General features: G+C 72.5%; 27 protein-coding genes. 14 read left to right on the top strand and 13 right to left on the bottom strand.

All coding sequences use genetic code 11. From position 1 onward, the window contains the following. Positions 1–112: 112 nt before the first annotated feature. From BMW85_RS29340 to BMW85_RS29330, 3 genes are all read right to left on the bottom strand, one after another. Positions 113–1,705: an IS1182 family transposase gene (locus tag BMW85_RS29340; RefSeq protein ID WP_091087748.1), complete on the bottom strand. Its 1,593-nt coding sequence runs from the start codon at positions 1,703–1,705 to the stop codon at positions 113–115. Positions 1,706–1,770: 65 nt separating this feature from the next. Beyond that, complete coding sequence (locus BMW85_RS29335; protein WP_091087743.1) at positions 1,771–2,634, bottom strand: alpha/beta fold hydrolase; 864 nt, start codon at positions 2,632–2,634, stop codon at positions 1,771–1,773. Between the two features lie 146 nt (positions 2,635–2,780). Continuing rightward, on the bottom strand, positions 2,781–3,428 hold the full coding sequence (locus BMW85_RS29330; protein ID WP_091087741.1) for a PadR family transcriptional regulator: 648 nt from the start codon (positions 3,426–3,428) through the stop codon (positions 2,781–2,783). 102 nt (positions 3,429–3,530) lie between these two features. Between BMW85_RS29330 and BMW85_RS29325 the strand changes: the two genes are divergently transcribed. Genes BMW85_RS29325 through BMW85_RS29315 form a run of 3 tightly spaced genes read left to right on the top strand, consistent with a single transcriptional unit; the run spans position 3,531 to position 5,578 of the window. Continuing rightward, the gene (locus BMW85_RS29325; protein ID WP_091087739.1) at positions 3,531–4,193 is read left to right on the top strand and encodes a GntR family transcriptional regulator; all 663 of its coding nucleotides are present in this window, start codon (positions 3,531–3,533) and stop codon (positions 4,191–4,193) included. Further along, the gene (locus BMW85_RS29320) at positions 4,190–4,666 is read left to right on the top strand and encodes an OsmC family protein (RefSeq protein ID WP_091087737.1); all 477 of its coding nucleotides are present in this window, start codon (positions 4,190–4,192) and stop codon (positions 4,664–4,666) included. The genes BMW85_RS29325 and BMW85_RS29320 overlap by 4 nt, the downstream gene beginning before the upstream one ends. A 42-nt stretch (positions 4,667–4,708) precedes the next feature. Beyond that, the gene (locus tag BMW85_RS29315) at positions 4,709–5,578 is read left to right on the top strand and encodes a carbohydrate deacetylase (RefSeq protein WP_091087735.1); all 870 of its coding nucleotides are present in this window, start codon (positions 4,709–4,711) and stop codon (positions 5,576–5,578) included. 109 nt (positions 5,579–5,687) lie between these two features. Here the strand turns inward: BMW85_RS29315 and BMW85_RS29310 are convergent, their stop codons facing one another. Then, the gene (locus BMW85_RS29310; protein ID WP_091087732.1) at positions 5,688–6,032 is read right to left on the bottom strand and encodes a DUF3040 domain-containing protein; all 345 of its coding nucleotides are present in this window, start codon (positions 6,030–6,032) and stop codon (positions 5,688–5,690) included. A gap of 134 nt (positions 6,033–6,166) precedes the next feature. Here BMW85_RS29310 and BMW85_RS29305 point away from each other — a divergent pair, with 134 nt between their 5' ends. From BMW85_RS29305 to BMW85_RS29295, 4 genes are all read left to right on the top strand, one after another. Beyond that, positions 6,167–7,216 carry an Rv2578c family radical SAM protein gene (locus BMW85_RS29305; RefSeq protein WP_091087730.1) on the top strand — a complete coding sequence of 350 codons (1,050 nt, stop codon included), beginning with the start codon at positions 6,167–6,169 and terminating at the stop codon, positions 7,214–7,216. A 100-nt stretch (positions 7,217–7,316) separates the two neighbouring features. After that, complete coding sequence (locus BMW85_RS52075) at positions 7,317–7,439, top strand: hypothetical protein (RefSeq protein ID WP_281249613.1); 123 nt, start codon at positions 7,317–7,319, stop codon at positions 7,437–7,439. Between the two features lie 70 nt (positions 7,440–7,509). Further along, positions 7,510–10,656 (top strand): S41 family peptidase, encoded by a 3,147-nt coding sequence (locus BMW85_RS29300; RefSeq protein ID WP_091087727.1) that lies wholly within the window; start codon positions 7,510–7,512, stop codon positions 10,654–10,656. Between the two features lie 175 nt (positions 10,657–10,831). Continuing rightward, entirely contained in the window at positions 10,832–12,214 is a 1,383-nt protein-coding gene (locus tag BMW85_RS29295; protein ID WP_091087724.1) for a glycosyltransferase family 4 protein, read from the top strand. Between the two features lie 54 nt (positions 12,215–12,268). Here the strand turns inward: BMW85_RS29295 and BMW85_RS29290 are convergent, their stop codons facing one another. Next, positions 12,269–12,904, bottom strand: a complete 636-nt coding sequence (locus tag BMW85_RS29290; RefSeq protein WP_091087722.1) for a LysE family translocator — start codon at positions 12,902–12,904, stop codon at positions 12,269–12,271. A 100-nt stretch (positions 12,905–13,004) separates the two neighbouring features. Here BMW85_RS29290 and BMW85_RS29285 point away from each other — a divergent pair, with 100 nt between their 5' ends. Together BMW85_RS29285 and BMW85_RS29280 are read left to right on the top strand one after the other, a co-directional pair. Further along, positions 13,005–13,604 (top strand): winged helix-turn-helix domain-containing protein, encoded by a 600-nt coding sequence (locus BMW85_RS29285; RefSeq protein WP_091087719.1) that lies wholly within the window; start codon positions 13,005–13,007, stop codon positions 13,602–13,604. Continuing rightward, positions 13,604–14,890, top strand: coding sequence for an MFS transporter (locus BMW85_RS29280; RefSeq protein WP_091087717.1), 1,287 nt, complete (start codon positions 13,604–13,606; stop codon positions 14,888–14,890). Before BMW85_RS29285 ends, BMW85_RS29280 begins: the two co-directional genes overlap by 1 nt. Before the next feature lie 46 nt (positions 14,891–14,936). On the opposite strand, the gene BMW85_RS29275 is transcribed toward BMW85_RS29280, so the two are convergent. Continuing rightward, positions 14,937–15,272: a hypothetical protein gene (locus BMW85_RS29275; protein WP_143082430.1), complete on the bottom strand. Its 336-nt coding sequence runs from the start codon at positions 15,270–15,272 to the stop codon at positions 14,937–14,939. A gap of 74 nt (positions 15,273–15,346) precedes the next feature. Here BMW85_RS29275 and BMW85_RS29270 point away from each other — a divergent pair, with 74 nt between their 5' ends. After that, complete coding sequence (locus BMW85_RS29270; protein WP_091087712.1) at positions 15,347–15,967, top strand: YigZ family protein; 621 nt, start codon at positions 15,347–15,349, stop codon at positions 15,965–15,967. Between the two features lie 5 nt (positions 15,968–15,972). On the opposite strand, the gene BMW85_RS29265 is transcribed toward BMW85_RS29270, so the two are convergent. Continuing rightward, positions 15,973–17,199: an isochorismate synthase gene (locus BMW85_RS29265; RefSeq protein WP_091087710.1), complete on the bottom strand. Its 1,227-nt coding sequence runs from the start codon at positions 17,197–17,199 to the stop codon at positions 15,973–15,975. A 216-nt stretch (positions 17,200–17,415) separates the two neighbouring features. On the opposite strand from BMW85_RS29265, the gene BMW85_RS29260 reads away from it, so the two are divergent. Next, a complete protein-coding gene (locus BMW85_RS29260) occupies positions 17,416–18,267 on the top strand; it encodes an SGNH/GDSL hydrolase family protein (protein WP_091087708.1) in 852 nt (283 codons plus the stop codon). Positions 18,268–18,276: 9 nt separating this feature from the next. Here BMW85_RS29260 and BMW85_RS29255 read toward each other — a convergent pair whose 3' ends face one another. Continuing rightward, complete coding sequence (locus BMW85_RS29255; protein ID WP_091087707.1) at positions 18,277–18,990, bottom strand: HNH endonuclease family protein; 714 nt, start codon at positions 18,988–18,990, stop codon at positions 18,277–18,279. Positions 18,991–19,063: 73 nt separating this feature from the next. On the opposite strand from BMW85_RS29255, the gene BMW85_RS29250 reads away from it, so the two are divergent. Then, positions 19,064–19,522: a FluC/FEX family fluoride channel gene (locus tag BMW85_RS29250; RefSeq protein WP_091087705.1), complete on the top strand. Its 459-nt coding sequence runs from the start codon at positions 19,064–19,066 to the stop codon at positions 19,520–19,522. Further along, a complete protein-coding gene (locus tag BMW85_RS29245; RefSeq protein ID WP_091087795.1) occupies positions 19,519–19,878 on the top strand; it encodes a fluoride efflux transporter FluC in 360 nt (119 codons plus the stop codon). Before BMW85_RS29250 ends, BMW85_RS29245 begins: the two co-directional genes overlap by 4 nt. Before the next feature lie 6 nt (positions 19,879–19,884). Here BMW85_RS29245 and BMW85_RS29240 read toward each other — a convergent pair whose 3' ends face one another. The 4 genes from BMW85_RS29240 to BMW85_RS29225 all read right to left on the bottom strand — a co-directional run bounded on the left by BMW85_RS29240 (position 19,885) and on the right by BMW85_RS29225 (position 23,883). After that, positions 19,885–20,742 (bottom strand): metallophosphoesterase family protein, encoded by an 858-nt coding sequence (locus BMW85_RS29240; RefSeq protein WP_091087702.1) that lies wholly within the window; start codon positions 20,740–20,742, stop codon positions 19,885–19,887. 353 nt (positions 20,743–21,095) lie between these two features. Then, positions 21,096–21,851: an ATP-binding cassette domain-containing protein gene (locus BMW85_RS29235; protein ID WP_091087700.1), complete on the bottom strand. Its 756-nt coding sequence runs from the start codon at positions 21,849–21,851 to the stop codon at positions 21,096–21,098. Beyond that, on the bottom strand, positions 21,848–22,903 hold the full coding sequence (locus BMW85_RS29230; RefSeq protein ID WP_091087697.1) for an ABC transporter permease: 1,056 nt from the start codon (positions 22,901–22,903) through the stop codon (positions 21,848–21,850). Before BMW85_RS29230 ends, BMW85_RS29235 begins: the two co-directional genes overlap by 4 nt. Beyond that, complete coding sequence (locus tag BMW85_RS29225; protein WP_091087695.1) at positions 22,900–23,883, bottom strand: sugar ABC transporter substrate-binding protein; 984 nt, start codon at positions 23,881–23,883, stop codon at positions 22,900–22,902. Before BMW85_RS29225 ends, BMW85_RS29230 begins: the two co-directional genes overlap by 4 nt. Positions 23,884–24,001: 118 nt before the next feature. On the opposite strand from BMW85_RS29225, the gene BMW85_RS29220 reads away from it, so the two are divergent. Next, entirely contained in the window at positions 24,002–24,640 is a 639-nt protein-coding gene (locus BMW85_RS29220; RefSeq protein ID WP_245775128.1) for a TetR/AcrR family transcriptional regulator, read from the top strand. 3 nt (positions 24,641–24,643) lie between these two features. Here BMW85_RS29220 and BMW85_RS29215 read toward each other — a convergent pair whose 3' ends face one another. Beyond that, positions 24,644–25,453, bottom strand: a complete 810-nt coding sequence (locus tag BMW85_RS29215; protein WP_245775127.1) for an HpcH/HpaI aldolase/citrate lyase family protein — start codon at positions 25,451–25,453, stop codon at positions 24,644–24,646. Position 25,454: the final 1 nt, after the last annotated feature.

Below are 25,454 nucleotides of genomic sequence, written 5' to 3'. Positions count from 1 at the left end.
CTAGGAGCCTTCTGAAGATGTTGTTCGGAGATGGACAGCAGGTGGTGGGGCTGGCAGGGTGATCGAGGCATTGGACGACAGGCCGTGTAGCCGTTGCCCCGCATTCGGTGGTTCAGCCGGTGTGGGGCTGCAGGGTCCACCGGCCCTGGACGCCGGCAAGCCCGAGGTTGATCAGGCGGCGCAGGTTCAAGGCCGCCACTCTGAGATGAAGCCACAGGTCGTTGCGTAAGACGCCGCGGTAGCGGAGCCTGCGTGCGCCGCCGTCCGCGCCGACCAGCCAGGCGATGGAGCGTTCGACCATGGGCCGGTGCTGCCGGTAGATGGCTCTCATGTCGGGATCGGTGGCCCATTCCTGGCGGGCCTGGTGTAACAGCGCGTCGTGTGGGTGCAGGCGCAGGGTTCGGCCGTCCTTGCTGGTGGTGCAGCGTTCGCGCAGTGGGCAGGTGCGGCAGGCGATGCCGAAGACCGCGTGGCGGGTGCGGGTGATATGCCGGCTCACCCCGGCCGGGCAGGTGACCGTGCCGGCGGCTTCATCGACGGTGAAGTCGTCGCGGGTGTAGCCGCCGGCCACGGCCGGGCGCAGCGGTGCGGGCTTGATGATGAGGGTGTGCCCGGCGGCGGCCAGCGCGGCGCGGGCGTCGCCGGTGCCGTAAGCGCTGTCGCCGAGCACCTCGAACACCGCAGTACCGGCGCCCGGATCGGCCAGCAGGTCCACGCCGACCACCGCCTCGTGGTTGCCGGCGCCGGTGGCCATGGTCAGCCGGACACCGGTGAACAGCCCGGTATCGGGTTCGATCACGACGTGCGCCTTGTAGCCGTCCTGACGCTGATGCACGGTCTTGTGCACGTGCCGGGCCTGGGCGTCGACGGTGGAGATGACCCGGTCGGTGGCGACCTTGCGGGCGATGCGCCAGCGCCCGTCGGTGCCGTCGGAACCTTCGGCCGGTTCGACGTCCTGGCCGGCCACCAGCGCCAGCAGCGCCAGGGCCTGGCCTGCCGTCTCCTCCAGCTCGCCCGCCACCGCGGCCGTCTCGAACGCGCTCACCACCGTGAGCGCGTCGGTGACCAGGCCGGACACCAGCTCCTGGCGGGCCTTGGCGTCGTCCCAGGCGATCACGGGTTTGCCCGCCTGGTCGTAGTCGGTGGCGTGGCAGCGTTCGGCGATCAGTGGGGCGGCGCCCGGGACCTGCCTGCTCACCCGCCGGATCGCCGCGATCAACTGGGTGATGGTGTCCTGGGTCGCGACCGCGTCGTCCAGCACCGCCGAGTCCAGCACCCGCCTCGTCCGCGCCCGCAGCGCCCCGCTGTCCGCGGCCAGGCGGCTGACCCGGGCGAAGATCCGATTCGGGTCGCCCGACTTGCGCAGCCGCTGCCGGAAGTACACCAGCAGCGAGGGGTCGAAGCCCCGATCCTGCAGGCCAAGCCCGCAAGCGGCCTTCCAGCGCAGATCACAGCGCACCGCCAGCGCGGCTTCGGGATCGGAACTGTGCAGCAACACCTGTAACACCAGCACACACGCCAGCACCTGCGGCGGGATGCTCGGCCGCCCATCAGTCGCGGCATACAGATCGGCGAACATCTCCTCGGGAAACAACTCATCGCGATGTTCGGCCAGGAAAGCGTAGACACTGCCTGCCGGGATCAACTCCCGGCAGGTGCTCCATACATCCGGCCCGACCGGCTGTTCGGGACGATGCCCCATCATGCTGTTCAGCCTGACCCTCGGCCTACATGATCGGAACCCCGACCAGCAACATCATCAGAGGACTCCTAGCCCGCCGTCGGCAGGAAGCTGCGGACCTCCGCCGCGACCCGTTCTGGCCGACCGCCCATCGAGGCGTTCGAGGTGGCGCTGTGGTCGAGGCCGGGCAGGTCCACGCGGCGGCAGCGGGGCAGCGCTCCGCTCAGGGCGGTGAGCGCGTTCCTGAGGTAGGCGGGGCTCCTCGCGCCGCCGAGCAGCAGGACCTCGGCCTCCACGCGACGGTAGGCGTCGAGGTCGTCGGCGGTCTCGGCGACGACCTCGACGTCCTGGCGGAGGGTCGGGGCGAGCTCGCGGAACGTGGGCTCGCCGTCGGCGGCCGTCCTCTCCTGCCGCTTGAGCATGGCGGTCGTCATGGCCTCCAGCAGGGGCCGCGGCAGCAGGCCGAGGAACGCCGGGCCCATACGGGTCCCCCGCATGCCGGTGACCAGCGCCGCGGGGACGCGGCCCGCGGCGAGCTCCCTGTCGAAGCGCTCCAGCCAGCCGGTCGGGTTGGAGCCGTCGAGGTCGAGGGGCGGCTCGAAGGCGATGACCGTACGCAGCTCCGGGCGGGCCAGCGCGGTGCGCAGGGCGATGATGGCGCCCGAGCTGACGCCCATGACGTGCTCGGCGCCGGTCGCGGCCAGCAGCGCGGACAGGTCCTCGACCTCGCGGGCGAGCCCGTAGCGTGGCCCCGCCGGGCCGCTGCGGCCCCGGCCGCGCCGGTCGGGCACGTAGCAGGTGAACGCGCCGGACAGGGCCTCGGCCAGCTCGATGTTGCCGTGCCCGGTCTGCATGGCCCCGTGCAGCAGCACCAGGCCGGGGCCGTCGCCGCCGAGGCAGCGGTAGGCGATCTCCGTGCCGTCCTGCGACGTCACGCGGTCAAGAGTGATCATGTTTGCTCCCCATGGTCGGGACCGCGGCGGGGAGCCCGGCTATTGTTGCCGTTGCCACCTCGTGGCCGGGGTCCGCTCCGCGGGTCTGTCGGATGCGAGGTCACCCGGCGGCGGTGTGCCAGCACCGCCGCCGGGTTCTTACGGGTTCAGTCGTCCCTGCGTCCCCTTTCCGCGGCCGCGGCCACGTCGTCGGGGAGCCGGCCGGTCTCGTGGTAGGCGCGCCAGGCGTCCAGGCCGGGGAACGTGCCGTCCGTGAGCTCGGCGAGCAGGCCGCGCACCCAGGCGGCCTCGGCCCGCCGCATCGCGAGGGCGTACTCCGCCTCCAGGAGGAACAGCCGGGGCACTTCCCGTCCGTCGCGCTCCAGCTCGTCCCGGTCTGCCGCGAGGTGCCGCTCCAGGACGGCGAGCCGCCGCCGCAGCAGCTCGGCGACCTCGTCGGGGCCGAGGCCGCCCAGAACCGACAGCCCGGCCTCGAACGCCGACGGCTCGTCCGCGGGGGCCGCGAGCAGCTCCCGCGTCCAGTCGGCGGCCTCCGCGAGGCCGGCGTCGGTGACGCGGTAGACGGTGCGCTCGGGGCGGGCGCCCTGGCGGTTGTTCTCGACGGCAGCGATCATGCCGTGTTTCTCCAGGTTGCCGACCACCGTGTAGAGAGAGCCCCATTTGATCCGCATGTCGCGGTCCTTGGCGCGGGCCCGCAGGACCGAGGCCATCTCGTACGGATGCATGGGGCGCTGCACGAGCACGGTGAGCACGGCCAGTCCCAGCAGGTTGCGCACCGGCCGACGCTTCGCCATGTTCGTCCTCCTTACTCGTTTGCGAGTATACGTCTGCGAGTATTTCGCGGGCAATGGTTTGGGCTTTGCATGCATTGCATGCAAAGTACTAAGATCCTTTTCATGCAGACCGACGTGGCGTGCAGCCGGTTGCGGGAGCTGATACTCGGCGGGGTCTATCCGCCGGGCGCGCGGCTGACCGAGATGGAGGTGGCCGCGAGCCTGCGGATGAGCCGGACCCCCGTGCGCGAGGCCCTGCGGGCGCTCGCCGCCGACGGCCTGGTCCGGCCCGCCGGCCGCGGCGTCACGGTCGTCGCCCTGGAGGAGGACGACCTGGACGAGGCCTACCAGGTACGGGGCGCCCTGGAGGCGCTCACCGCCGAGCTGGCCGCGGTCCGGCAGCGTGAGGGCCGCATCGCCCCCGCCGACCTGCGCGCGCTGCAGGACGTCGCGGCGCGGACGGCGGCCGCCACGGCCGAGGGGCGCCTGGCCGACGCCGTACCGCTCAACCGCCGCTTCCACCGGACGATCGCGGAGCTGGCCGGCAACGCCCTCGCGCTGCGCACGCTGGAACGCGTCTGGGACCAGATCCAGGTGTCCACGCTGCGCTCGCTGGCGCCGCCCGCCCGGCACGCGTACGTGTCCGCGCAGCACGACGACCTGCTCGCCGCGATCACGGCGGGCCGCCCCGAGGAGGCCGCCGCCGTCGCCCGCGCCCACGTCCTGGACACCCGCACGACCACGAGCCACCCGTACGAACCGTCATCCGAGGGAGACCGCCCATGAATCGCGATCACACCTACGCCACCGTCGTGACCTGGACCGGCGACCGGGGCACCGGCACCAGCGGCTACCGCGACTACGCCCGCGACCACGAGCTGTCCGCCGACGGCCCGGCCGCCGTCATCCCCGGCAGCTCCGACCCGGCCTTCCGCGGCGACGCGTCCCGCTGGAACCCGGAGCAACTGCTGGTCGGGGCGCTGTCGCAGTGCCACATGCTGTCGTACCTGCACCTGTGCGCGGTCAACGACGTCGTCGTCACGGCGTACGTCGACCGCGCCGGCGGCACGATGGCGCAGACCTCGGCGGGCGGCCACTTCACAGAGGTCGTACTCCGCCCCGAGGTCACGGTGGCCGCCCCTGAGATGGCGGAGAAGGCCGCCGCCCTGCACGCCGACGCCCACAAGGCCTGCTTCATCGCCTCGTCGGTGAACTTCCCGGTGCGCCACGAGCCGCAGATCCGCGTCGCGACGCCGTGAAAACAGGTTGTGCAAGCCGTTCACCTCGATCATGGTGAGGAGATGACTGCACAACCGTCCGCCTCGTTGCTGGGATTCCCGCCCGAGGCGCGCCTGCTGATTGTCAACGCCGACGACTTCGGGCTCCACCCCGAGGTCAACGAGGCCGTCGTACGGGCGATCGAGGACGGCGTCGCCGCCTCGTGCAGCCTCATGACGCCCTGCCCGGCGGCCGCGCATGCGATGGCGCTGCTGCGTGACCGTCCGGAGATCCCGTTCGGCGTCCATCTGACGCTGGTGTGCGAGCAGCCGGGCCGCCCGTGGGGGCCGCTCGCCCCGCGGGCGCTGATCCCGTCGCTGCTGGACGCCGCCGGCGGGTTCCCCTCCTTCGAGGACGCTCCCGGCGTGCTGGCCCGCGCCCGCCTCGACGAGATCGAGATCGAGTTCCGGGCGCAGCTCCACGCCGTGCTGGACGCCGGCCTGGAGCCGTCGCACCTGGACTGGCACTGCCTGGCCGACGGGGGGCGCGCGGACGTGTTCGAGCTGACGCTGGAGCTGGCCGACGAGCACGGCCTGGCGGTGCGGGCCTGGCTGGAGCCGTCGCGGGAGCTGCTGCGCGCCCGCGGTCTGCCCGCGCTCGACCACGACTTCCTGGACAGCTTCGCCCTGGACGTGGCCGGCAAGGCCGAGGCGTACGCACGCGCGCTGCGCGAGCTGCCGCCCGGCCTGAGCGAGTGGGCGGTGCACCCGGGCCTCGGCGGGCGCGCGTCACAGGCCGCCGATCCCGACGGGTGGCGGGTACGCCGCGGCGATTACGAGTTCCTGACCTCGCCGCGGGCCCGCGAGCTGCTACGGGAGGAGGGGATCACCGTGCTCGGCTACGACGAGATCCGCCGCGCCTGGACCGAGCGGCGCCGGGGCAGGTCGCGCTGAGGCGTCCTGGGATGGGCGGGGCGGAGGCGTCGCCGGACCGGAGCGCTGCGCCGAGGCGTCGCAAGGGTCCGGACGCGCTGGGCGTCCCGGACCTGACGGCACTGAGGCGTCAGTGAGTCCCGGCCGAGGCGGGGGCGGCGGCGGTGTCGGGGGCGAGCTCGGCTGCCGATTCGCCGGGCACGGCGCCCAGCGACAGCCCCGAGGCGGGCTCGTTGTGCAGGACCATGATCAGGAGTGTGGAGACCAGCGTGGCGATGAGCACCCAGCTGACCAGGATGATGACCGTCGAGCGGCGTGGCCGGCGCCAGCCGCCGGGTTGCCCCTGCGACCTGGCCTCGCTGCGACGGACTCGTTCGTTGAACGACTCGAGCCGTGCGACGAGTCGCGGATCATCCTCGACGAGGTGCTGCTCGATCTCGGCGAGCATCCGCTCCTCGTCCTGCGACCAGGCCATACGTGCACCTCCGGAACGCAAGCTCTGTGGCCTCTTCCTGCCCAACCATGAAGATCATTAGCCACGGCCTGACCAGGTAATTGCACCCTCTTTTCGGTTTGCGATCAAGCTCGAACTTTTGTTCTAATCATGGCATGCGCTGGGACAACCTGCGCCTGACCGCCGACGGTGAGGCCGATCCGTCCGTGCCGCTGTTCGCTCGGGGAGCGGTCACGCGGACGTTCGACACGCCCGAGTTCCAGGGCATGACCTTCTACGAGATCCGGGCCCGCTCGATCGTCAACCGCGTGCCCGCCGCCAGTCGCGTGCCGTTCGAGTACACGATCAACCCCTATCGCGGCTGCAGCCATCGGTGTGTTTACTGTTTTGCCCGGAAAACGCACGAATATCTTGATTTGGATTCCGGAGCGGACTTCGACTCCAAGATCGTGGTCAAGGTCAACGCCGCCGAGCTGGCCCGTAAGGAGCTGTCCTCGCCGCGCTGGGGCGGCCACCACATCGCCATGGGCACCAACGTCGACTGCTACCAGCGCGCCGAGGGCCGCTACCGCCTGATGCCCGGCATCCTGACCGCGCTGCGCGAGGCCGCCAACCCGTTCTCCGTCCTCACCAAGGGCACGCTGATCCTGCGCGACCTCGACCTGCTCGCCGAGGCGGCCGAGGTCACCGAGGTGAGCGCCGCCGTCTCGGCCGGGTTCGTCGATGCGGAGGCGTGGCGGGCGGTGGAGCCGGGCGCGCCCCACCCGCTGCGCCGCCTGGAGGTCTGCCGCACGCTCAACGACCACGGCATCGCGTGCGGCGTGCTGATGGCGCCGGTCCTCCCCTACCTCACCGACTCCCCCGCCCAGCTCGAACGCACCGTCAAGGAGATCGCCGAGGCTGGCGCCACCCACGTCACGCCCATCGTGCTGCACCTGCGGCCCGGGGCCCGCGAGTGGTGGCTGCGCTGGCTCTCCCGCGAGCATCCACGCCTGGTGCCGCGCTACCTGGAGCTCTACGGGCGCGGCGCCTACGCGCCCAAGCCCTACCAGGAGCGCGTCGCGGCTCAGGTGCGCGAGCTGGCCGAGCGGTTCGGCGTGGGCCGCGCCGTCCCGGCCATGGCCCGCCGCCGCCCGCCCCGCCCCCTCCGCTCAGCCTCGGGCCCGGCCGAGGGTCCGCCGGCCGAGCAGCTTCGCCTGCTGTAAGGGGTACATAGGCGGCATGTCGGGTTTCGTGCACAAATGGGTAGCAATGAGCTTGGTGCACGAATCACGCGTGCGCTCTGTCCGTACAGGGGGGATTCCTATGGCAGACACGAAGAAGAAACCTGCCACTAAGTCGGGCAAGTCGAAGAAGCAGGCCATCAAGACGAGCAGGCAGGCCAAGGAGACGAAGAAAGAAACCAGGAAGGGCTCCGACGAGAGCTGATCTATGGTGACATGATCGGACAGCCGGGAGCCCGGCTCCCGGCTGTCGCATCGACCGTGGAGCTGCCGCGATGTCCGCCTACCTGCGTTTCCCCTCCGTGTTCCAGGACGTCGTGGTGTTCGCCGCCGAGGACGACCTGTGGATGGTCTCCGCCCAGGGCGGCCGGGCCTTCCGCCTCACCGCCGGGCTGGCCGAGGCCGGCTATCCGCGCATCTCCCCCCGTGGCGACCAGCTCGCCTTCGTCGGCCGCGAGGAGGGCCCCGAGGAGGTCTACGTCATGCCGGCCTCCGGCGGCGCGGCCCGCCGGGTGACCTTCCACGGCGCGCGCTGCACGGTGACCGGCTGGGACCCCGAGGGCCGCATCCTCTACGCCAGCGACCAGTCCCAGCCGTTCGAGGGACGCAAGTGGCTGCACCGGGTGGCGCCGGGCGAGGTGCCGGAGCGGCTGCCGTACGGTCCCGCGAACTCGATCGCGCACGGCCCCGGCGGCATGATCGTGCTCGGCCGCAACACCGCCGACCCGGCCCGCTGGAAGCGCTACCGGGGCGGCACGGTCGGCGACCTGTGGATCGACCCCACTGGCGAGGGCGAGTTCCGGCGGCTGATCCAGCTTCCTGGCAACCTCGCCTCCCCCTGCTGGAGCGGCGGGCGGGTGTGCTTCATCAGCGACCACGAGGGCGTCGGCAACGTCTACTCGTGCCTGCCCGACGGCAGCGACCTGCGCAAGCACACCCATCACGACGACTACTACGCCCGCAACCTGTCGGGCGACGGGCACCGGCTGGTCTACCACGCGGGCGCGGACCTCTACCTGCTGGAGCCCGGCGAGCGTCCGCGCCGGCTGGAGGTGGCGCTGGCCAGCTCGCGCACCCAGCGCAACCGGCGCTTCGTCGAGGCGGCCGACTACCTGGAGAGCGCCACGCTCAGCCCCGACGGCAGCGCGCTGGCGATCACCACGCGCGGCAAGGCGTACACGATGGCCGGCTGGGAGGGCCCCGTACGCCGGCAGGGCGTCGAGGACGGCGTCCGCTACCGCTTCCTGACCTGGCTCAACGACGGCGTACGGCTGATCGCGGCGGCCAGCGACGACGGCGACGAGGAGCGGCTGGTCGTCCTGGAGAGCCGCGAGGGCGGCCCCGGCACCGAGGTCGCCCGGCTGGGCCGGATCACCGCGCTGGTGCCCGACCCGGCGCACGACCGGGTGGCCGTGGTCAACCACCGCTACGAGCTGCACCTGCTCGACCTCGCCACGGGCCGCTGCGACCTGGTGGAGGCCAACCCGTACGGCTCGCCGGAGGACCCCGCCTGGTCGCCCGACGGCTCCTGGCTCGCCTATGCCGCCCCGCTCAACCCCCAGACCACCGCGATCAAGCTGCACCATCCGGAGAGCGGGCGCACCGTGCAGGCGACCGAGCCGGTGCTGATCGACTCGATGCCGGCCTTCGACCCCGAGGGCCGCTACCTCTACTTCATCGGCCAGCGGACCTTCTCCCCCGTCTACGACCAGCTCCAGTTCGACCTGGGCTTCCCGCTCGGCACCCGCCCGTACGCGGTGGCGCTGCGCGCCGACGTGCCGGACCCGTTCGTGCCGCGCCAGCGTCCCCTGGAGCGCAAGGACGACGAGGACGAGGACGGGGACGATGACGAGGACGAGGGCGGCGAGGAGCGGCCGGAGGCGCTGCGCGTGGACGTGGACGGCCTGGCCCGCCGGGTCACCGCCTTCCCGCTCCCCGAGGGCCGCTACGAGCGGGTGGCCGGGCTGAAGGGCAAGGCGCTCATCCTCACCAGCCCCGTGGAGGGCGACAACGTCCTGCACCTGTACGACTTCGCCAAGAACGACAACGAGACCTTCGCCGACGGCGTCACGGACTTCGAGCTGGGCCGCGACCACCGGACGCTGCTGTACCGGACCGGCTCGCGGCTGCGTGTGGTCAAGGCGGGCGAGGTGCCGGGGCACGACGACGACCGGCCGGGGCGCGAGAGCGGCTGGATCGACCTGTCGCGGATCAAGGTGTCGGTGTGCCCGGAGGCCGAGTGGCGGCAGATGTTCCGCGAGGCGTGGCGGCTGCAGCGGGAGAACTTCTGGAGCGAGGACATGGCGGGCGTCGACTGGCCGGCCGTGTACGACCGCTACCAGCCGCTGGTGGACCGGGTGACGACCCGGGGCGAGTTCTCCGACCTGCTGTGGGAGCTGCACGGCGAGCTGGCCACCAGCCACGCCTACGAGAGCGGCGGCGAGTACCGTCCCGGTCCCGACTACACACAGGGCAAGCTGGGCGTGGACTGGGAGCGCCGCGACGGCGTCTACCACATCGCCTCCCTCGTCACCGGCGACCCGTGGGACCCGAAGGCGACCTCGCCGCTCAACCGGCTCGGCCTGGACGTACGCCCCGGCGACGCGGTGCTGGCCATCGACGGCGCGCCCATCGGCGACGGCGTCGCGACCCCGAACGAGCGCCTGGTCAACCAGGCCGGCGAGGAGGTCGAGCTGACCCTGCGGCGCGGCGAGAAGGTGTTCGCGGTCACCGTGCGGACGCTGGCGGACGAGCAGCCCGCCCGCTACCGCGACTGGGTCAACCTCAACCGGGCCCGCTGCCACCAGCGCTCCGGTGGCCGGGTCGGCTACGTGCACGTGCCCGACATGGGGCCGGAGGGGTTCGGCGAGTTCCACCGGGGGTTCCTCGCCGAGCACGACCGGCACGCGCTCGTCGTGGACGTACGGTTCAACGGCGGCGGTCACGTCTCGGCGCTGCTGCTGGAGAAGCTGGCCCGGCGCCGGCTCGGCTACGACTACCCGCGGTGGGGGGCGGCGGAGCCGTACCCTCCGGAGTCGCCGCGCGGGCCGCTGGTCGCCATCACCAACGAGTGGGCGGGCTCCGACGGCGACATCTTCAGCCACACCTTCAAGCTGCTGAAGCTGGGCCCGCTGGTGGGCCGGCGCACCTGGGGCGGCGTCATCGGCATCTGGCCGCGCCACCAGCTCGCCGACGGCACGGTGACGACGCAGCCGGAGTTCTCCTTCGCCTTCGACGACGTCGGCTGGCAGGTGGAGAACTACGGCACCGATCCCGACATCGAAGTGGACATCACCCCGCAGGACTACGCGCGCGGCGTGGACACCCAGCTCGAACGGGCCATCGACGTGGCGCTGGAGCTGCTGGCCGAGCATCCCCCGCACACGCCCGATCCGCGGCATCGGCCGCGTATGCAACCTTAGTCACCTTCGCAGCGTCTAATGATCATAGGTGAGGTAAGCACACCGGGGATGAACAGTGCTTCCCGCTCACGCAAGACGCTCAGGTGAACGCCGGCCGGCGCAGGGACTACACGACCTCGCGCGCGGCCGTGAAGTGTTGTTGATCGCTTTCTCGTTCTCAAGGGGGACTCGTCAGGTGCGCGCACTCGCACGCAAGGGCAAGTCGGCCGCGCTGCGGCTCTATCGGGGGTACAACCGGCGCAAGGCGCGGAACGCGCCACCCCCCTCGACGCGGCGGATCCGTATCCTGCTGCTGCACGCCTACGGCATGGGCGGCACGATCAGGACCGTGTTCAACCTGGCCGGCTACCTGGCCGAGGAGCACGACGTGGAGATCGTGAGCATCCTGAAGGAGGCCGAGGAGCCGTTCTTCCCCATTGACCCGCGGGTGCGCTTCCGCTTCCTGGACGACCGGCTGCGGCCGAGCCGCAACCCGCTGCGCGCGCTGCTGTCGAAGCGGCCGAGCCGGTTGATCCCCAAGGAGGAGTCGGCCTACCACCGCTTCAACCTCTGGACCGACCTGCGGCTGGCCCGCTACATCCGCTCGCTCGACACCGGTGTGCTCATGGGCACCCGGCCGGGGCTCAACCTCGTGATGGCCCAGTTAGCCCTGCCGGGCGTGATCACGATCGGGCAGGAGCACGTGGCGCTGCGCACGCAGCCCGAGGCGGTGCAGAAGCTCATCAAGTGGCGCTACCGCCGCCTCGACGCCCTCGTCACCCTCACCAGGGCCGACCTGAACGACTACCGCGAGGCGCTGCCGAAGAAGCCGCGCAAGCTCACCCGCATTCCCAACGCCGTGCCGCCGATGTCCGGCGACCCGTCCAAGCTGGACGCCAAGGTCGCCGTCGCGGTCGGCCGCATGACCCGGATCAAGGGCTTCCACCGGCTCATCACCGCCTGGGAGACCGTCGCCGCCGTCCACCCCGACTGGAAGCTGCGCATCTTCGGCGCCGGGCCCCAGGAGGACAACCTGCGGACGCAGATCGCCGAGGCGGGGCTGCAGGACAAGGTCGAGCTGCCGGGGCCCACCACCGACGTCGGGGCCGAGCTGGAGAAGGCGTCGCTGTACGTGATGAGCTCGCGCCACGAGGGCTTCCCCATGACGATCCTGGAGGCCATGGCCAAGGGGCTGGCGATCGTCAGCTTCAACAGCCCGCACGGCCCCAAGGAGATGATCAAGAACGAGGTGGACGGGCTGCTGGTCAAGCCGCGTACGAACGCCAACCTGGCGGCCGGCATCATCCGGGTCATCGAGGACGAGCAGCTCCGCCGCGATCTGGGCACCCGTGCGCTGGAGACGGCGGAGACGTACAGCGTGGAGGCGGTCGGGCTCAAGTGGGACGCGCTGCTGGCCGAGCTGCTCGCCCGCCGCGACGGCACCTACGTCCCGCGTACGGCCCAGCCGGCCGCCCAGTCGCCCGCCGAGCCATCCGTCCCGGAGAGCCCTGCCCAGGCCACCGCCGAGCCCGCCGTACGGCTCGTGGCGGTGCCGGTCGTTCCCGAGGCCACGCCCTGACCCCATGAGCGGCGGGCGGGGGCGTCCCCCGCCCGCCGAGTCCTTACGGCGCGTTCACCGCTCGACGGCCAGCCGCACTCCCAGGCCGATGAAGATGCCTCCCGTGGCGATGTCGACACGTCGGCGAGCCGCGCGCCGACGGCGCAGCCAGCCGCCGATCCTGCCCGCGAGCACGCCGACCGTGCCGTCCACCACGAACTCCAGCACGATCAGAACGGCGCCGAGAATCGCGAACTGCAACCAGACCTGACCAAGCTGCGGCTTGATGAACTGGGGCAGGAAGGCGATGGTGAAGGTGACCATCTTCGGGTTCAGCAGATTGGTCAGCAGGCCGCTGGTGAACGCCCGGCGTCCGGGCATCCCTCCCTCGCCGTCCACGGGCATCTCGTGATCCACACCCTTGCGGTGACGAATCATCTGCACGCCGAGGTAGATCAGGTATCCGGCTCCGATGATCCGTACCACGGTGAAGGCGACCGGCACCATCTCGAAGAGGGCCGCGAGCCCCGCGGCGGCCACGGCGACGTGGACGGCCTCGCTCGTCGCCACCCCGGCCGTGGCGAGCAGGCCGGCGCGCGGGCCGCCACGCATCCCGCAGCCCAGGACGAACAGCATGTCCGGCCCAGGGGTGATCATGGCGATGATCGTGGTCATGGTGAACAGCAGGAGCATATTTTGCTCGATAGGCATGCGGGAATGATGTCAACTCCGTCCTGAACCCACCATTGCTCGACTTCGCGGACCGCAAACAACTCTTCGCAAAGAAGTGTTCGCAGTCTAGGGTGGAGCCATGACCGATCCCTTGGAGAGCGGCGTCGTCGTCCTCGACGCGAAAGGGTTGCGGGCGCTCGCCCACCCCGTACGCGTCCAGCTCGTGGAGCTGCTGCGCAAGCACGGCCCCTCGACCGCCACCCGCCTCGCCGAGCGCCTCGGCGTCAACTCCGGCACCGCCAGCTACCACCTGCGCAAGCTGGGCGCGGCCGGGTTCGTGGAGGAGGACGCCGAGCGCGGCAACGCCCGGGAGCGCTGGTGGCGTTCGATCCACCGGGTCACCCGGCTCACCGACGAAGGGCTCACCGACGCCGAGCCGGAGGCCGTGCACGCCTACATGCACTCCATCGCGGCCCTGTACAACCTGCGCACCCAGCAGGCGCTCAACGAGCTGCAGACCATGCCGCGCGGCTGGCGGCGGGTGCTCGACCTCAGCTCCTTCGCGCTGCGGCTCACCGAGGAGGAGGGATGGCGGCTGCGGCAGGAGCTGGGCGAGGTGATCGCCCGCTACCGGCGCGACGGCGAGGAGGCGCCCCCGGACGCCCGGCGGGTCGTGCTGATCACCGAAATCCTGCCCGAGCTCGACGACGGGACGGACGACGGGGCCGGGGAGGGCTGATGGCCGCGACGGCGTTACCCAGGCCGCTCGCGGGGGTGCTGGCGGCCGTGGCGGTGTCGCTCACCGGCACGCGGGTGTCGGCCATCGCGGTGCCCTGGTTCGTGCTGGTGACCACCGGGAGCCCGGTCTGGACGGGCGTCGTCGCATTCGCCGAGATGGCGCCGTACGTGGTGGTCAAGCTGATGGCCGGGCCGCTGCTCGACCGGATCGGGCCGCGGCGCGTGTCGTTGGCCGGTGACGTGGTGAGCGCGGGCGCGGCCGGGGCCATCGCGCTGCTGCACGCGCTGTCACTGCTGCCGCTGGGCGTGCTGGCCGCGCTGGTCGCGGTCATCGGGGCGGCGCGCGGGCCCGGCGACCTGGCCAAGTCGATCATGGTGCCCGAGGCGGCCGATCTCGGACGGGTGCCGCTGGAACGGGCCACCGGGCTGATGGGCGTGGTGGAGCGGCTGGCCCAGCTCGTCGGGCCGATCGCGGGCGGGGCGATGGTGGCCGCCCTGGGCGCGCCGGCCGGGCTCGCGGTCAGCGCCGTCTGCTTCGCATTGGGATCGGTGGTGGTGGCCTGGGCGCTGCCGCACGGCATGGGCCGCCGCGCCGCAGCCCCGTCCACTCAAGAGGACGGCCCGGACGGGTACTGGCGGCGGTTCGGGCAAGGGTGGGCGTTCCTGCGGGGGCAGCCGCTGCTGCTGGTCCTGATCGGCACGGTGGCGGTGACGAACCTGCTGGACGCAGCCTTCGCCCAGGTGCTCGGGCCCGTGTGGGCCGAGGAGTCGGGCAGCGGGCCCGCGATCTGGGGGCTCAGCCGGGGCTTCATGGGGCTGACCGCGATCGGGGGCGGGCTGGTGGCGGCGGCGCTCGCGCACCGGCTGCGGCGGCGGCCGGTCTTCTTCGCCGCGTTCCTGGTGGCCGGGCCGCCGCAGTACCTGATCCTGGCCGTGGACGGCGTGCCGGTGTGGGCGGTGCTGGCGGTGTTCGGGGTGGGCGGGTTCTGTGGCGGGTTCCTCAACCCGATCCTGGGGGCGGTCACGTACGAGCGGGTGCCCCGTGACCTGCTCGGCCGGGTGGGCGCGTTGCAGACGTCGCTGGCCTTCTCCGGGATCCCCGTCGCCGGGGTGCTGGCCGGGGCGGCGGTCGCGGCGGCCGGGCTCGCGCCGGTGCTGGTGGCCTGCGGTGTGGTCTACGGGCTGACCACCACGCTCGCGGGGTTGCATCCGGCCGCCCGCGACATGGACCGCCTGCGCGGCCAGGGCCCGCGCGCGTCCGACGCCGTGCCGGCCGGAGGCACGTGAGGCCGCGGGATCAGGCGCGGATTCAGGCACCGATCCGGGCGCGGGCTCAGGCCCGGTCTGCGCCCACCGGGGCCCGGAGCAGCATCGCGGCCACCTCGGGGCCCAGGATCGGATCGTCGCGGAAGGCCGCCACTAGCGCCGACCGCAACGCCTCCGTGCCGTCCCCTGTCGCCCCCGCCACCCGTTCGATGAGTCCTCGGGTGTGGGCGTCGCCCCGGCCGAAGACCCGCTGCAGCACCCGCGTGCCGAGGGCGACCGGGGTGCCGGCGGCCGACTCGCTGGTCCTGGCCAGCACGCTCACCCCGTAGGCGCCGATGGCGAGGGTGGCGAAGGGCATGACGTCGTCGGCGACGTCCACCAGCATTTGCGTCGAATTCCGCATAAGACCCTCCCCTGAGGTCTAAAGGGCGATGGTAGCCCGCCGAGCGCCGCGGGCGAGGGCATACCCTGTCGAATGTGTCTGCCCCGTACCTCACACTCACCGCCCCCGTCGAGCACGAGACCGAGGTGCGGCGCTCGCGCTTCATCTGCGCGGTCGCGCCCGCGCGCAGCGTGGAGGAGGCGGCGGCGTTCATCGCCGGGCGGCGGCGCGAGCACGCCGGCGCCACCCACAACTGCACGGCCTACGTCGTCGGGCAGCGCGTCCAGAAGGGCGACGACGACGGCGAGCCGGGCGGCACCGCGGGCACGCCCATGGTGCAGGCGCTGGTCGGGCGCGGCTACAACGACGTGGTGGCGGTGGTGACGCGCTACTTCGGCGGCGTGCTGCTCGGCGCGGGCGGGCTGGTGCGCGCCTACGGCTCGGCGGTGACCGAGACCCTGGACCGGGCCGAGCCGGTGCGGATGGTGCCGGCCAGGCGGGTGCGCGTGGCGGTGGCGCACGACCAGGCCGGCCGGGTGGAGAACGACCTGCGCGCCTCGCGGTACGCGGTCGAGGACGTCGCCTACGCCGCCCAGGTCACCTTCAGCGTGGCGGTCGGCGAGGACGAGGTGGCGGCGTTCGGCGACTGGGTGGCGACGTTGACGGCGGGCCGCGCCCGGGTGAGCGTCGGCGAGGACGTGCACGTCCCCGCCTGAGCGTCCTATCCCTCCAGGGCGTACTGCATGACGCGGAACTTGGCCTGCGCCTCGGCCAGTTCGGCGGCCGGGTCGGAGTCGCCCATGATGCCGCAGCCGGCGAACAGCCGGGCCCGCCGCCCGCGTACGAGCCCCGACCGCAGCGCGATGCCCCACTCGCCGTCGCCGTTGGCGTCGATCCAGCCGACCGGCCCGGCGTAGCCGGCGCGGTCCATGCCCTCCAGCTCGCGGATGACCTTGGACGCCAGGTCGGTCGGGGTGCCGCCGACGGCCGCCGTCGGGTGCATGGCGGCGACCACGTCGAGCACCGACGCCCCGTCGGCGAGCCGCCCGGTGACGTGGCTGGCGAGGTGCTGGACGTTGGGCAGGACGAGCAGTTCGGGCTCGTCGGGCGTCTCCAGCGACGAGCAGAGCGGCCCGAGCGCGGTGCGTACGGAGGCGATCGCGCACTCGTGCTCGTGCCGGTCCTTGGCGGAGGCGAGCAGCGCTGCCCCGCGGGCGAGGTCGTCGGCGGGGCCGGTGCCGCGCGCGGTCGTGCCGGCCAGCACCAGCGACTCGATCTCCTGGCCGGTGCGCCGGATGAGCAGCTCGGGCGTGGCGCCGACCAGCCCGGCGACGGAGAACGTGTAGCACTCGGGGTAGCGGCCGGCCAGCCGCGACAGCAGCAGCCGCACGTCGATGGCCCGCTCGGCGGTGGCGACCAGGTCGCGGGCGAGCACGACCTTCTCCAGCTCGCCGTCGCGGATGCGGGCGGCGGCGCGGGCCACCACGTGCTCCCACTCGGGGGCGGTGAGGCTGCCGTCGCCGTAGCTGATGCGGCCGGGGTCGAGCACCGGCGTGACGGTCTCCAGCGGCGCGTCGCCGATCGTGGTCAGCCAGGCGCGGCCGTCGCGGCGGGCCAGCACGGCCTGCGGCACGACGAGCACCGAGCCGGGCGCGTCCTCGTCGAAGGTGAAGTTGCCGAAGGCGACCGGGCCGGTGCCCGGTCCTCCCGCGCCGGGGAGCCCGGCTCCGCCGAGCACGCCGGCCAGCCACTCGCGGGCCCAGGCGAAGCGGCCCGAGCCCGGGGGCACGGCGACGCGGGCCGCCTCACCCCATCCGACGATCCCCTCGCCGTTCCTGATCCAGGCGTACGGCGACGACCTGGGCAGGGAGGCCAGCAGGTCGCCGGGATCGCCGACCGGTGTGGTGCGAACCGGCAGCGGGCGGGTTGTTCCGAGCGCGACACTCACTCAAGACATGCTATGCGTCACCTGAACATGTTCGACTCTGACCCCCATGAATGCCACGTTAAGGCAAGCAAATCCGGAAAAAAGCGGAACGCCTGGGGAGCCGGCACGGCCGTCCGGCCTTCGGCCTGTCAAGCCGCCATATGAAGTCGGTCCTGAAACGGCAGACCTGCCCCGACGCGATGGCCGGGGGCCGGCCGGCTCTCTACCTTTGGGGCCATGTTCGGTCGCCTGGCCCCTGTTCTCGCCGCAGCCAGTGTCCTCTCCGGTCCGCTCGCGGCTCCGGCCGCCGCCGCGACCCCCGCGTCCTTCGCCGAGCCGGTCCCCGAGGTCATGGCCGCTCTCGGCGACTCCATCTCCACCGGCTTCAACGCCTGCGGCTGGTATGTCTCCTGCACCTCGCGCTCCTGGTCGGCGGGCGACCACGCCGCCGTCTCCAGCCACTACCTGCGCCTGTCGAAGCTGTCTGGAACGCTCCAGGGCCACAATCTCAACTTCGCCTCCCCCGGAGCGACCAGCGCCGACCTGCTCGGCCAGGTGAACAAGGCGATCGAGGCCAAGGCCGACTACGTGACCGTGCTCATCGGCGCCACCGACGCCTGCGTACGCACCGAGAAGGCCATGACCCCGGTCGCCACCTACCGGCAGCGCCTGGAGACCGCGCTGGCCACGCTGCGCGCCGGGATGCCGCAGGCCCGGGTGCTGTTCGCGAGCATCCCCGACCTGCGGCGGCTGTGGCAGGTCGGCAAGGACAACCCTGTGGCCCGTACGTTCTGGACGCTCGGCCGGGTCTGCCCGACGATGCTGACCAACCCGAGCTCGACGAAGAAGGCCGACGTCGAGCGCCGGGCCCGGGTACGCGCCCGGGTGATCGGCTACAACCGGGCCGCCGCCGAGGTCTGCGCCGCCTACGGCCCGCAGTGCGGCACCGACGGCGGGGCGGTCTTCTCCTTCCCGTTCACGCTGGAGCACGTCAGCAAGTGGGACTTCTTCCACCCCAGCACGGCGGGGCAGCGGGTGCTGGCCGCCCAGACCTTCGGCCGCGGCTTCGACTGGATCGACCCGCGCTGATCGTCCTCGTCATCTGCACTGGGCGAGCATCGCCTTCTTGTCCGCCGGGGTGACCGGGACTCCGTACTTCGCGGCGACCTGCGCGAAGCGGGTGACGTACGCGCAGCGCACCCGCCGCTGCGGCGGCAGCCAGCCCGACGGCCCCGCGGCGTCCTTCTCCTCGTTCGCGGCGCCGTACACGGGCAGCAGGTTGAGCGGGTCGTTGGCGAAGTCGAGCCGCTTCGACATCGGCCAGCGCGGCGCGCCCATGCGCCAGCCGTAGTTGAGCGGCACCACGTGATCGACCTGCACCTCGCCCGCGCGGTCCTTGCGCCAGCGGATGCGCCGGCCGGTGTAGGGGTCGTCCAGCGTGAGCGACACGACCTCGCAGCGCGAGCCGGCGCGGTACTTCACGTTCCGGCCGTCGCGGGCCAGCAGGTCGTCGCGGGTGCGGCAGCCGTTCCCCGCGTACGGCACGCCGGGCGCGGTGTCGGCCCAGTTCTCGCCGTAGCGGGCGCGGTCGTAGCCGGCGTTGGGGCCGAGCCCCCGGGTGCGCAGCCGCCGGATGAGGGCGCGTGCCTCGGCCTTGTCGGCGTCGGAGATGATGGGGGCCAGACCGGGTAAGGTGCCGCCGGTGTTGCCCAGCGGGCTGGCCGCCGTCGCCGGTGGCGTCCTGGCCGTGCCGACGAGGGAAACGACGATGATGGCTCCTGCGAGAAGGGCGAGGGCGTCCTTCGTGCTCAATCGGGCCTCCGAGCGCGCTTCCAGATCTCTAGAGAAATTCCCGGCTTGAGTTGTTCCGACACGGGAGGGTTATGTGACCGAACGCCCGATCGATCCGGACGTCGATCTTCACGTCCCGGCGCAGCGCGCCGAGCTGCACTGGCCGGTCCTGGCCGCGATCGCGGCCGGCGGCGCGCTCGGGGCGCTGGCCCGCCACGGCCTGCAGTCCGCGCTGCCCGCTCCGCCGGACGGGTTCCCGTGGGCGACGTTCTGGGTCAACGTGTCGGGTTGCCTGCTCATCGGGGTGCTCATGGTGGTGATCACCGAGGTGCGGCCGGCGCACCGGCTCGTGCGGCCGTTCCTGGGCGTGGGGGTGCTGGGCGGGTACACGACGTTCTCGACGTACGTGGTGGACGCGCGGCGGGCGGTCGAGGCGGGCGCGCCGCTCGTCGGGCTGGCCTACCTGGCCGCCACGATGGCCGTGGCGCTGGCCGCCGTCGCCGCCGGCATGTGGCTGACCCGGCGGGTCGCCGGCAGGCGGGCGGCGGGATGACGCTGCTGCTCATCGTGGCCGGCGCGGCGGTCGGCGCGCCGCTGCGCTACCTCGCCGACCGGGCGGTGCAGGCCCGGCACGACACGGTCTTCCCCTGGGGGACGCTCGCCGTCAACGTGGCCGGGTCGGCGCTGCTGGGGTTCCTCGTCGCGCTGCCGGCGGACGGCGCGCTGATGGCGCTGGCCGGCACCGGGTTCTGCGGGGCGCTGACGACGTACTCGACGTTCGGCTACGAGACGGTGCGGCTGCTGGAGGTGGGCGCCCGCTTCCACGCCGTGGCCAACGCCGCCGCCGGCGTCGTCGCCGGGCTCGGCGCGGCGTACTGCGGGGCCGCCCTGGCCCAGGCGTTCATGTGAGCGGGCTCATGGCGCGGGCGGCGGGTCCTGGCTCGCCAGCACGTCGCGCAGCAGGTCGCGGGGCGGGCGGCGGCGCCACTCGCGCGGATAGCCGAGCGAGACCTCCTCGAAGCGGACCCCGTCATACCAGGTGACGCGCGGGATGTGCAGGTGGCCGTAGATCATCGCGGCCGTCGGGAAGCGCAGGTGCCAGTCGCGGGTGGCGGTGGTGCCGCACCACTGCGCGAACTCCGGGTACCACAGCACGTTCGTCGGCTCGCGGACGAGCGGGTAGTGGTTGACGAACACCAGCGGCACGTCGTCGCCGGCCTCCGCCAGCCGCCGCTCGGTCTCCGCCACCCGCGCCGCGCACCACGCCTCCCTGCTGGGGTAGGGGTCCGGGTGCAGAAGGTACTCGTCGGTGCACACCACACCGGTGCCGCGGGCGTACTCCAGCGCCTCCTCCTTCGAGGAGGTGCCCGGCGGCAGGAACGTGTAGTCGTAGAGCAGGAACAGCGGCACGATCCGCACCGGCCCGCCCGGCCCCTCCCACAGCGGGTAGGGGTCCTCCGGCGTCAGGACGCCCAGCTCCCTGCACATGGCGACCAGGTGCTCGTAGCGGGCCACGCCCCGCAGCTCGGGCGGGTCGCCGTGCGGCGTCCACAGCTCGTGGTTGCCCGGCGTCCACACCACCCGCTCGAAGCGGCCCGCGAGCAGCCGCAGCGCCCAGCGGATGTCCTCCAGTCCGTCGGCGACGTCACCCGCGACCAGGAGCCAGTCGCCGGGCGAGGACGGTTTCAGCTCCTGGACGATCGCGCGGTTCTCGTCGTAGGTGACATGCAGGTCACTGACCGCGAGCAGGCGGCCATCATGGCGGGCGGGCAACGGGGGGCCTCCTTCCGGCTGTCACGAGCATGCCATGTGGACGGGCCGCTCCCCCACCCCCGCCGGTGCGTGAGATCCGGCCGGGGCCCGCGGGCCCCGGCCGGGAGCGACGTAATAACGGGCCGCTCCGCAGCAGCTCCCGGCCGTTCCTCCTGATCCGGTAGGTCATGCGCGCGACCAGGTCCGCCCGGCGTCGAGGCACTCCTCGCCGCCGTGCTCCAGCACGACCTTCCTGCTGACCGTCGTGGTCACGGGACGACCTCCGGGCTCTCGCGTTGCGCCCTGCCCGGATGGTTGTGCCTCGTTCCGCCTCCAGGCACCCGCCGGGAACCGTCAATTCCCGCCCAAGAGCGTCATTCGCGCCGCAACTCGTGCGCCAGCTCCTCCAGCTCCGCCCCGCCCGACATGAGCGCGGTCAGCTCCTGCGCGGTGATGTCGGCCTTGGCGTACTCGCCCATGCCGGCGCCCCGGTTGAGCAGCAGGAACCGGTCGCCCACCGGGTGGGCGTGGTGCGGGTTGTGGGTGATGAAGATCACGGCGAGCCCCCGGTCGCGGGCGCGGGCGATGTAGCGCAGCACCACCCCGGCCTGTTTGACGCCGAGCGCCGAGGTGGGCTCGTCGAGGATGAGCACGCGGGCACCGAAGTGCACGGCCCGCGCGATCGCCACCGACTGCCGCTCCCCGCCGGACAGCGTGCCGACCGGCTGGTCCACGTCGCGGATGTCGATGCCCATGGCCCGCAGCTCCTCGCGGGCCACCCGGCGGGCCCTCGCCACGTCGAAGGCGAGGCCCTTGCGCGGCTCGGAGCCGAGGAAGAAGTTCCGCCACACCGACATCAGCGGGATCATCGCCAGGTCCTGGTAGACGGTGGCGATGCCGCGGTCGAGCGCGTCGCGCGGGCTCGACAGGCGCACCTCCTCGCCGTCCACGAGCAGCGCCCCCGTGTCGTGCTGGTGCACGCCGGACAGGATCTTGATGAGGGTCGACTTGCCGGCGCCGTTGTCGCCGAGCACGCACAGCACCTCACCGGCCGCCACGCCCATCGACACCTCGCGCAGCGCCAGCACCGAGCCGAACCTCTTGCCGATGCCGCGGGTCTCCAGGATCAACGCCGTACCTCCTCGGCGTAGCGGCGGACCAGCCGGTTGGCCAGCGTGGCCAGCAGCAGCATCGCGCCCAGGAAGAACTTGAACCAGTCGGCGTCCCAGCCGAGGAAGACGATGCCCTTGTCGGCCATGCCGAAGATGACCGCGCCGATGGCGGCGCCGACGGCCGAGCCGTACCCGCCGGTCAGCAGGCAGCCGCCGATGACCGCCGCGATGATGTAGATGAACTCCTGGCCGATGCCGATGTTGGCCTGGACCGAGGTGTAGCGCAGCGCCAGGATCGAGCCGACCAGCCAGGCGGCGAACGCGGTCGTCATGAACAGCGCGATCTTCGTCCGCGCGGCCGGTACGCCGACCGCCCGCGCCGCCCGCTCGTCGCCGCCCACCGCGAAGATCCAGTTGCCCGCCCGGGAGCGCATGAGCACCCACGTCGCCACCGCCGTGACCAGCAGCCACCACAGGATCGCCACCCGGAACGAGGTGCCGCCGACGTCGATGGTCCCGGCCAGCAGGGTGCTCGCGCCGTCGTACCCGTCGGCCCTGCGCAGCCCGCCGACCTGGACGGTCCCGGTGATGGCCTTGGTCACGCCGAGGTTGACGCCCTGCAGCATGAGGAACGTGCCGAGCGTGACGATGAAGCTGGGCAGCCGGGTGCGGGTCACGATCAGCCCGTTGGCGAACCCGACGGCCAGCGCCACCGCCAGCCCGGCCAGCATGGCGAGCCACACGTTGAGCCCGAACCGGGTGGCCAGCGTGACCAGGATGAGCCCGCTGGTGCCGGTCAGCACGCCCGCGGACAGGTCGAACTCGCCGCCGATCATGAGCAGCGCGACCGCGACCGCCATGATGCCGAGCGTGGCGGCCGGGTCGAGCCAGTTCGCGACGCCGGCCGGCGAGCGGAACACCGGCGACTGGGCGGCGAAGAACGCGAACACCAGCACCGCGCCGACCACCGCGCCCAGCTCGGGCCGGATGAGCAGGCGGCGGGCCAGGCCGACGCGGGCGATCCGCTCGTCGGCGGCCACCTCCGTCGCCGGCGCCGTCCCCGGGCTCATCGGGTGCCCGCCTCCGCCAGCTTGGCGACCTGGTCGGCGTTGTCCTTGGTGACGAAGCCGGGCCCGGTGTTGACCGGCAGGCCGCCGCCCACGGTGTTGAGGTTGGTGGTGTAGAGGTGCAGGAACGTGATGGGCAGGTAGCCCTGGAGGTACTGCTGCTGGTCCACGGCGAACAGGACCTCGCCGGCCTTGATCGCGGCCACCACGTCGGCCGACAGGTCGAAGGTGGCGACCTTGGCGGTCGAGCCCGAGTCCCTGACGGCGTCCCTGGCGGCCACGGCGACCGCCGGGTTGAGCGCCAGCACGCCGTTGACCTGCTTGTCGGACTGGAGCTTGGCGGTGACCTTGGACGTGACGTCCGCCAGGTTGCCGATGTCCACCTGGAGCCGTTCGACGGAGCCGCCGAGGGTCTCCTCGGCGCCCTTGCAGCGCTGGTCGAGGCCGACGTTGCCGGCCTCGTGGATGACGCACAGCAGCTTGGTGACGCCGGCCGCCTTGAGCTGCTCGCCCGCGCCGCGCCCGGCCACGTCCTCGGACTGCCCGACGTGGGTGAGCGCGCCGAACGCCTTGGAGGAGTCGGCCCCCGAGTTGATCGTCACCACCGGGATCTTCGCGGTGACGGCCTTGCCGATCGCCTCCTTCAGCGCGTCGGGGTTGGCCATGGAGACCACGATGCCGTCCACCTTCTCGGCGACGGCCTGGTCGATGAGCTGCGACTGCTTGGCCGGGTCGCCGTCGCCCTGGTAGGTGACGGTGACGCCGTACTGCTTCCCGGCGGCCTCCGCGCCGTTCTTGACCACGTCCCAGAAGGCGTCGCCGGCGCCGCCGTGGGTGATGACGGCGTACTTGCCGCCGCTTTCGGCCGGGGATCCGGCCGCCGGAGCGCTGCTCTGGGCGCTCTGCCCGTCCGGGGACGGGGACGAGCAGCCCGTGAGGGCGAGGGCTCCTAACAGTGCCAGCACGATCGGGGTACGTCTCACAAGGACACCTCCAAGACCAACAGGCTTGGCCCGGTTCTACATCAGTGTCAACGTGTTGTATAGACATAAGGACACGCATAGTTGCAGAACGGAAGACTTCGTTCCCTATAATGCGAGCATGACCAGCGCACCCATGAGCGGCCGCAAGGCACAGGCCGCGCGGAACGACGAGCTGATCCTCCAGGCGGCACGGGCGGTCTTCACCGCCGACCCGGGCGCCCCCATCGCCGCCGTCGCCGAGAAGGCGGGCGTCGGCATCAGCGCCCTCTACCGCCGCTATCCCAGCAAGGAGGCCCTGCTGCAGAAGCTGTGCGGCGACGGGCTCAAACTCTACATCGAGGTCACCGAGCGGGCGCTGGCCGAGGAGGGCGACCCGTGGGAGGCGTTCGCCGGCTACCTTCGCGGCATCGTGGACGCCGACACCAACTCGCTGACGATCAAGCTGGCCGGGACGTTCCAGCCGACGGAGGAGCTGGGCCGCGACGCGATGCGGGCGGGGGCGCTGGCCACCGAGATCCACCGGCGCACGGTGGAGGCGGGCGTGCTGCGCCCCGACCTCACCACCGCCGACATCGCGCTGCTGCTGGAGCAGATCGCCTCCATCCGGGTGGGCGACGAGCGGCGGATCTCCGAGCTGCGCCACCGCTATCTCACCCTGATGATGGACGCGCTGCGCCTGCCGCCGGCCCGCCGCGAGCTGCCAGGACCGGCGGCGACGGACGAGGAGCTGTCGTCCCGCTGGTGGACGGGCTCCTAGACGTCAGACCTCGGCGGCGAGATGGCGGGCGAGCGCGACCGTACGGCGGGCGCGGGCCAGCACCGGAGCGTCCACGAACCGGCCGTCCGGCAGCGCCACCGCGCCGAGCCCCGCCCGCCCGGCCCGCTCGGCCGCCTCGACGACCTCCTCGGCCCGCGCGACCTCCTCCTCCCCCGGCCGGAACGCCCGCCGGATCACCGGGATCTGCCGGGGGTGGATCGCGGTCCGGCCGAACAGGCCCATCGCGCGCCCGGCCAGGCAGGAGGCGGCGAGCCCGTCCTCGTCCCTGACGTCGGGATACACCGACATCGGCACCGGCGGCAGCCCGGCCGCCGCCGCGGCGAGCACCGCCTGGAGCCGCAGGTGGTCCATGGCGGCCTCGGCGGTGATCGACAGCTCGGCGGCGAGGTCCTGCTCGCCGAGCGCGATCCCGGCCACGGCCGGATGCGCGGCGACGGCCGCCGCGCGCAGGATCCCGGCCGCCGACTCCAGCAGCGGGTACGCCCGCCCGTCCGCGATCCCGTCGAGCACGGCGGGGTCCTCGACCTTCGGCAGCCGTACGCCGTCGGCCAGGTCGCCGACCGCCTCCAGGTCCGCCCGGCCCCGCGCCGTGGTGAAGTCGTTGACCCGGACGTGCACGGCGGCGCCGGCCGCGGGCCGCTCGCGCAGGTAGGCGACGGCGTTGGCGCGGGCCTCGTCCTTGCGGGCGGGCACGACCGCGTCCTCCAGGTCGATGATGACGACGTCGGCCCCGGACGCGGCCGCCTTGGCGAACCGCTCCGGCCGGTCGCCGGGGACGTACAACCACGTCACC

The sequence above is a fragment of the Nonomuraea wenchangensis genome, assembly GCF_900111685.1.
GTDB lineage: Bacteria > Actinomycetota > Actinomycetes > Streptosporangiales > Streptosporangiaceae > Nonomuraea > Nonomuraea wenchangensis.
Note: the sequence above shows the minus strand (reverse complement) of the source record. Positions and strands in the feature narration are given on the sequence as shown.

Coding starts and splice junctions, on each gene's coding strand:
- BMW85_RS29220 (WP_245775128.1), top strand. CDS start 24,002: ATGACCAGCGCACCCATGAGCGGCCGCAAGGCACAGGCCGCGCGGAAC.
- BMW85_RS29300 (WP_091087727.1), top strand. CDS start 7,510: ATGTCCGCCTACCTGCGTTTCCCCTCCGTGTTCCAGGACGTCGTGGTG.
- BMW85_RS29275 (WP_143082430.1), bottom strand. CDS start 15,272: ATGCGGAATTCGACGCAAATGCTGGTGGACGTCGCCGACGACGTCATG.
- BMW85_RS52075 (WP_281249613.1), top strand. CDS start 7,317: ATGGCAGACACGAAGAAGAAACCTGCCACTAAGTCGGGCAAGTCGAAG.
- BMW85_RS29230 (WP_091087697.1), bottom strand. CDS start 22,903: ATGAGCCCGGGGACGGCGCCGGCGACGGAGGTGGCCGCCGACGAGCGG.
- BMW85_RS29340 (WP_091087748.1), bottom strand. CDS start 1,705: ATGATGGGGCATCGTCCCGAACAGCCGGTCGGGCCGGATGTATGGAGC.
- BMW85_RS29310 (WP_091087732.1), bottom strand. CDS start 6,032: ATGGCCTGGTCGCAGGACGAGGAGCGGATGCTCGCCGAGATCGAGCAG.
- BMW85_RS29335 (WP_091087743.1), bottom strand. CDS start 2,634: ATGATCACTCTTGACCGCGTGACGTCGCAGGACGGCACGGAGATCGCC.
- BMW85_RS29325 (WP_091087739.1), top strand. CDS start 3,531: ATGCAGACCGACGTGGCGTGCAGCCGGTTGCGGGAGCTGATACTCGGC.
- BMW85_RS29330 (WP_091087741.1), bottom strand. CDS start 3,428: ATGGCGAAGCGTCGGCCGGTGCGCAACCTGCTGGGACTGGCCGTGCTC.
- BMW85_RS29245 (WP_091087795.1), top strand. CDS start 19,519: ATGACGCTGCTGCTCATCGTGGCCGGCGCGGCGGTCGGCGCGCCGCTG.
- BMW85_RS29305 (WP_091087730.1), top strand. CDS start 6,167: ATGCGCTGGGACAACCTGCGCCTGACCGCCGACGGTGAGGCCGATCCG.
- BMW85_RS29320 (WP_091087737.1), top strand. CDS start 4,190: ATGAATCGCGATCACACCTACGCCACCGTCGTGACCTGGACCGGCGAC.
- BMW85_RS29285 (WP_091087719.1), top strand. CDS start 13,005: ATGACCGATCCCTTGGAGAGCGGCGTCGTCGTCCTCGACGCGAAAGGG.
- BMW85_RS29280 (WP_091087717.1), top strand. CDS start 13,604: ATGGCCGCGACGGCGTTACCCAGGCCGCTCGCGGGGGTGCTGGCGGCC.
- BMW85_RS29260 (WP_091087708.1), top strand. CDS start 17,416: ATGTTCGGTCGCCTGGCCCCTGTTCTCGCCGCAGCCAGTGTCCTCTCC.
- BMW85_RS29290 (WP_091087722.1), bottom strand. CDS start 12,904: ATGCCTATCGAGCAAAATATGCTCCTGCTGTTCACCATGACCACGATC.
- BMW85_RS29315 (WP_091087735.1), top strand. CDS start 4,709: ATGACTGCACAACCGTCCGCCTCGTTGCTGGGATTCCCGCCCGAGGCG.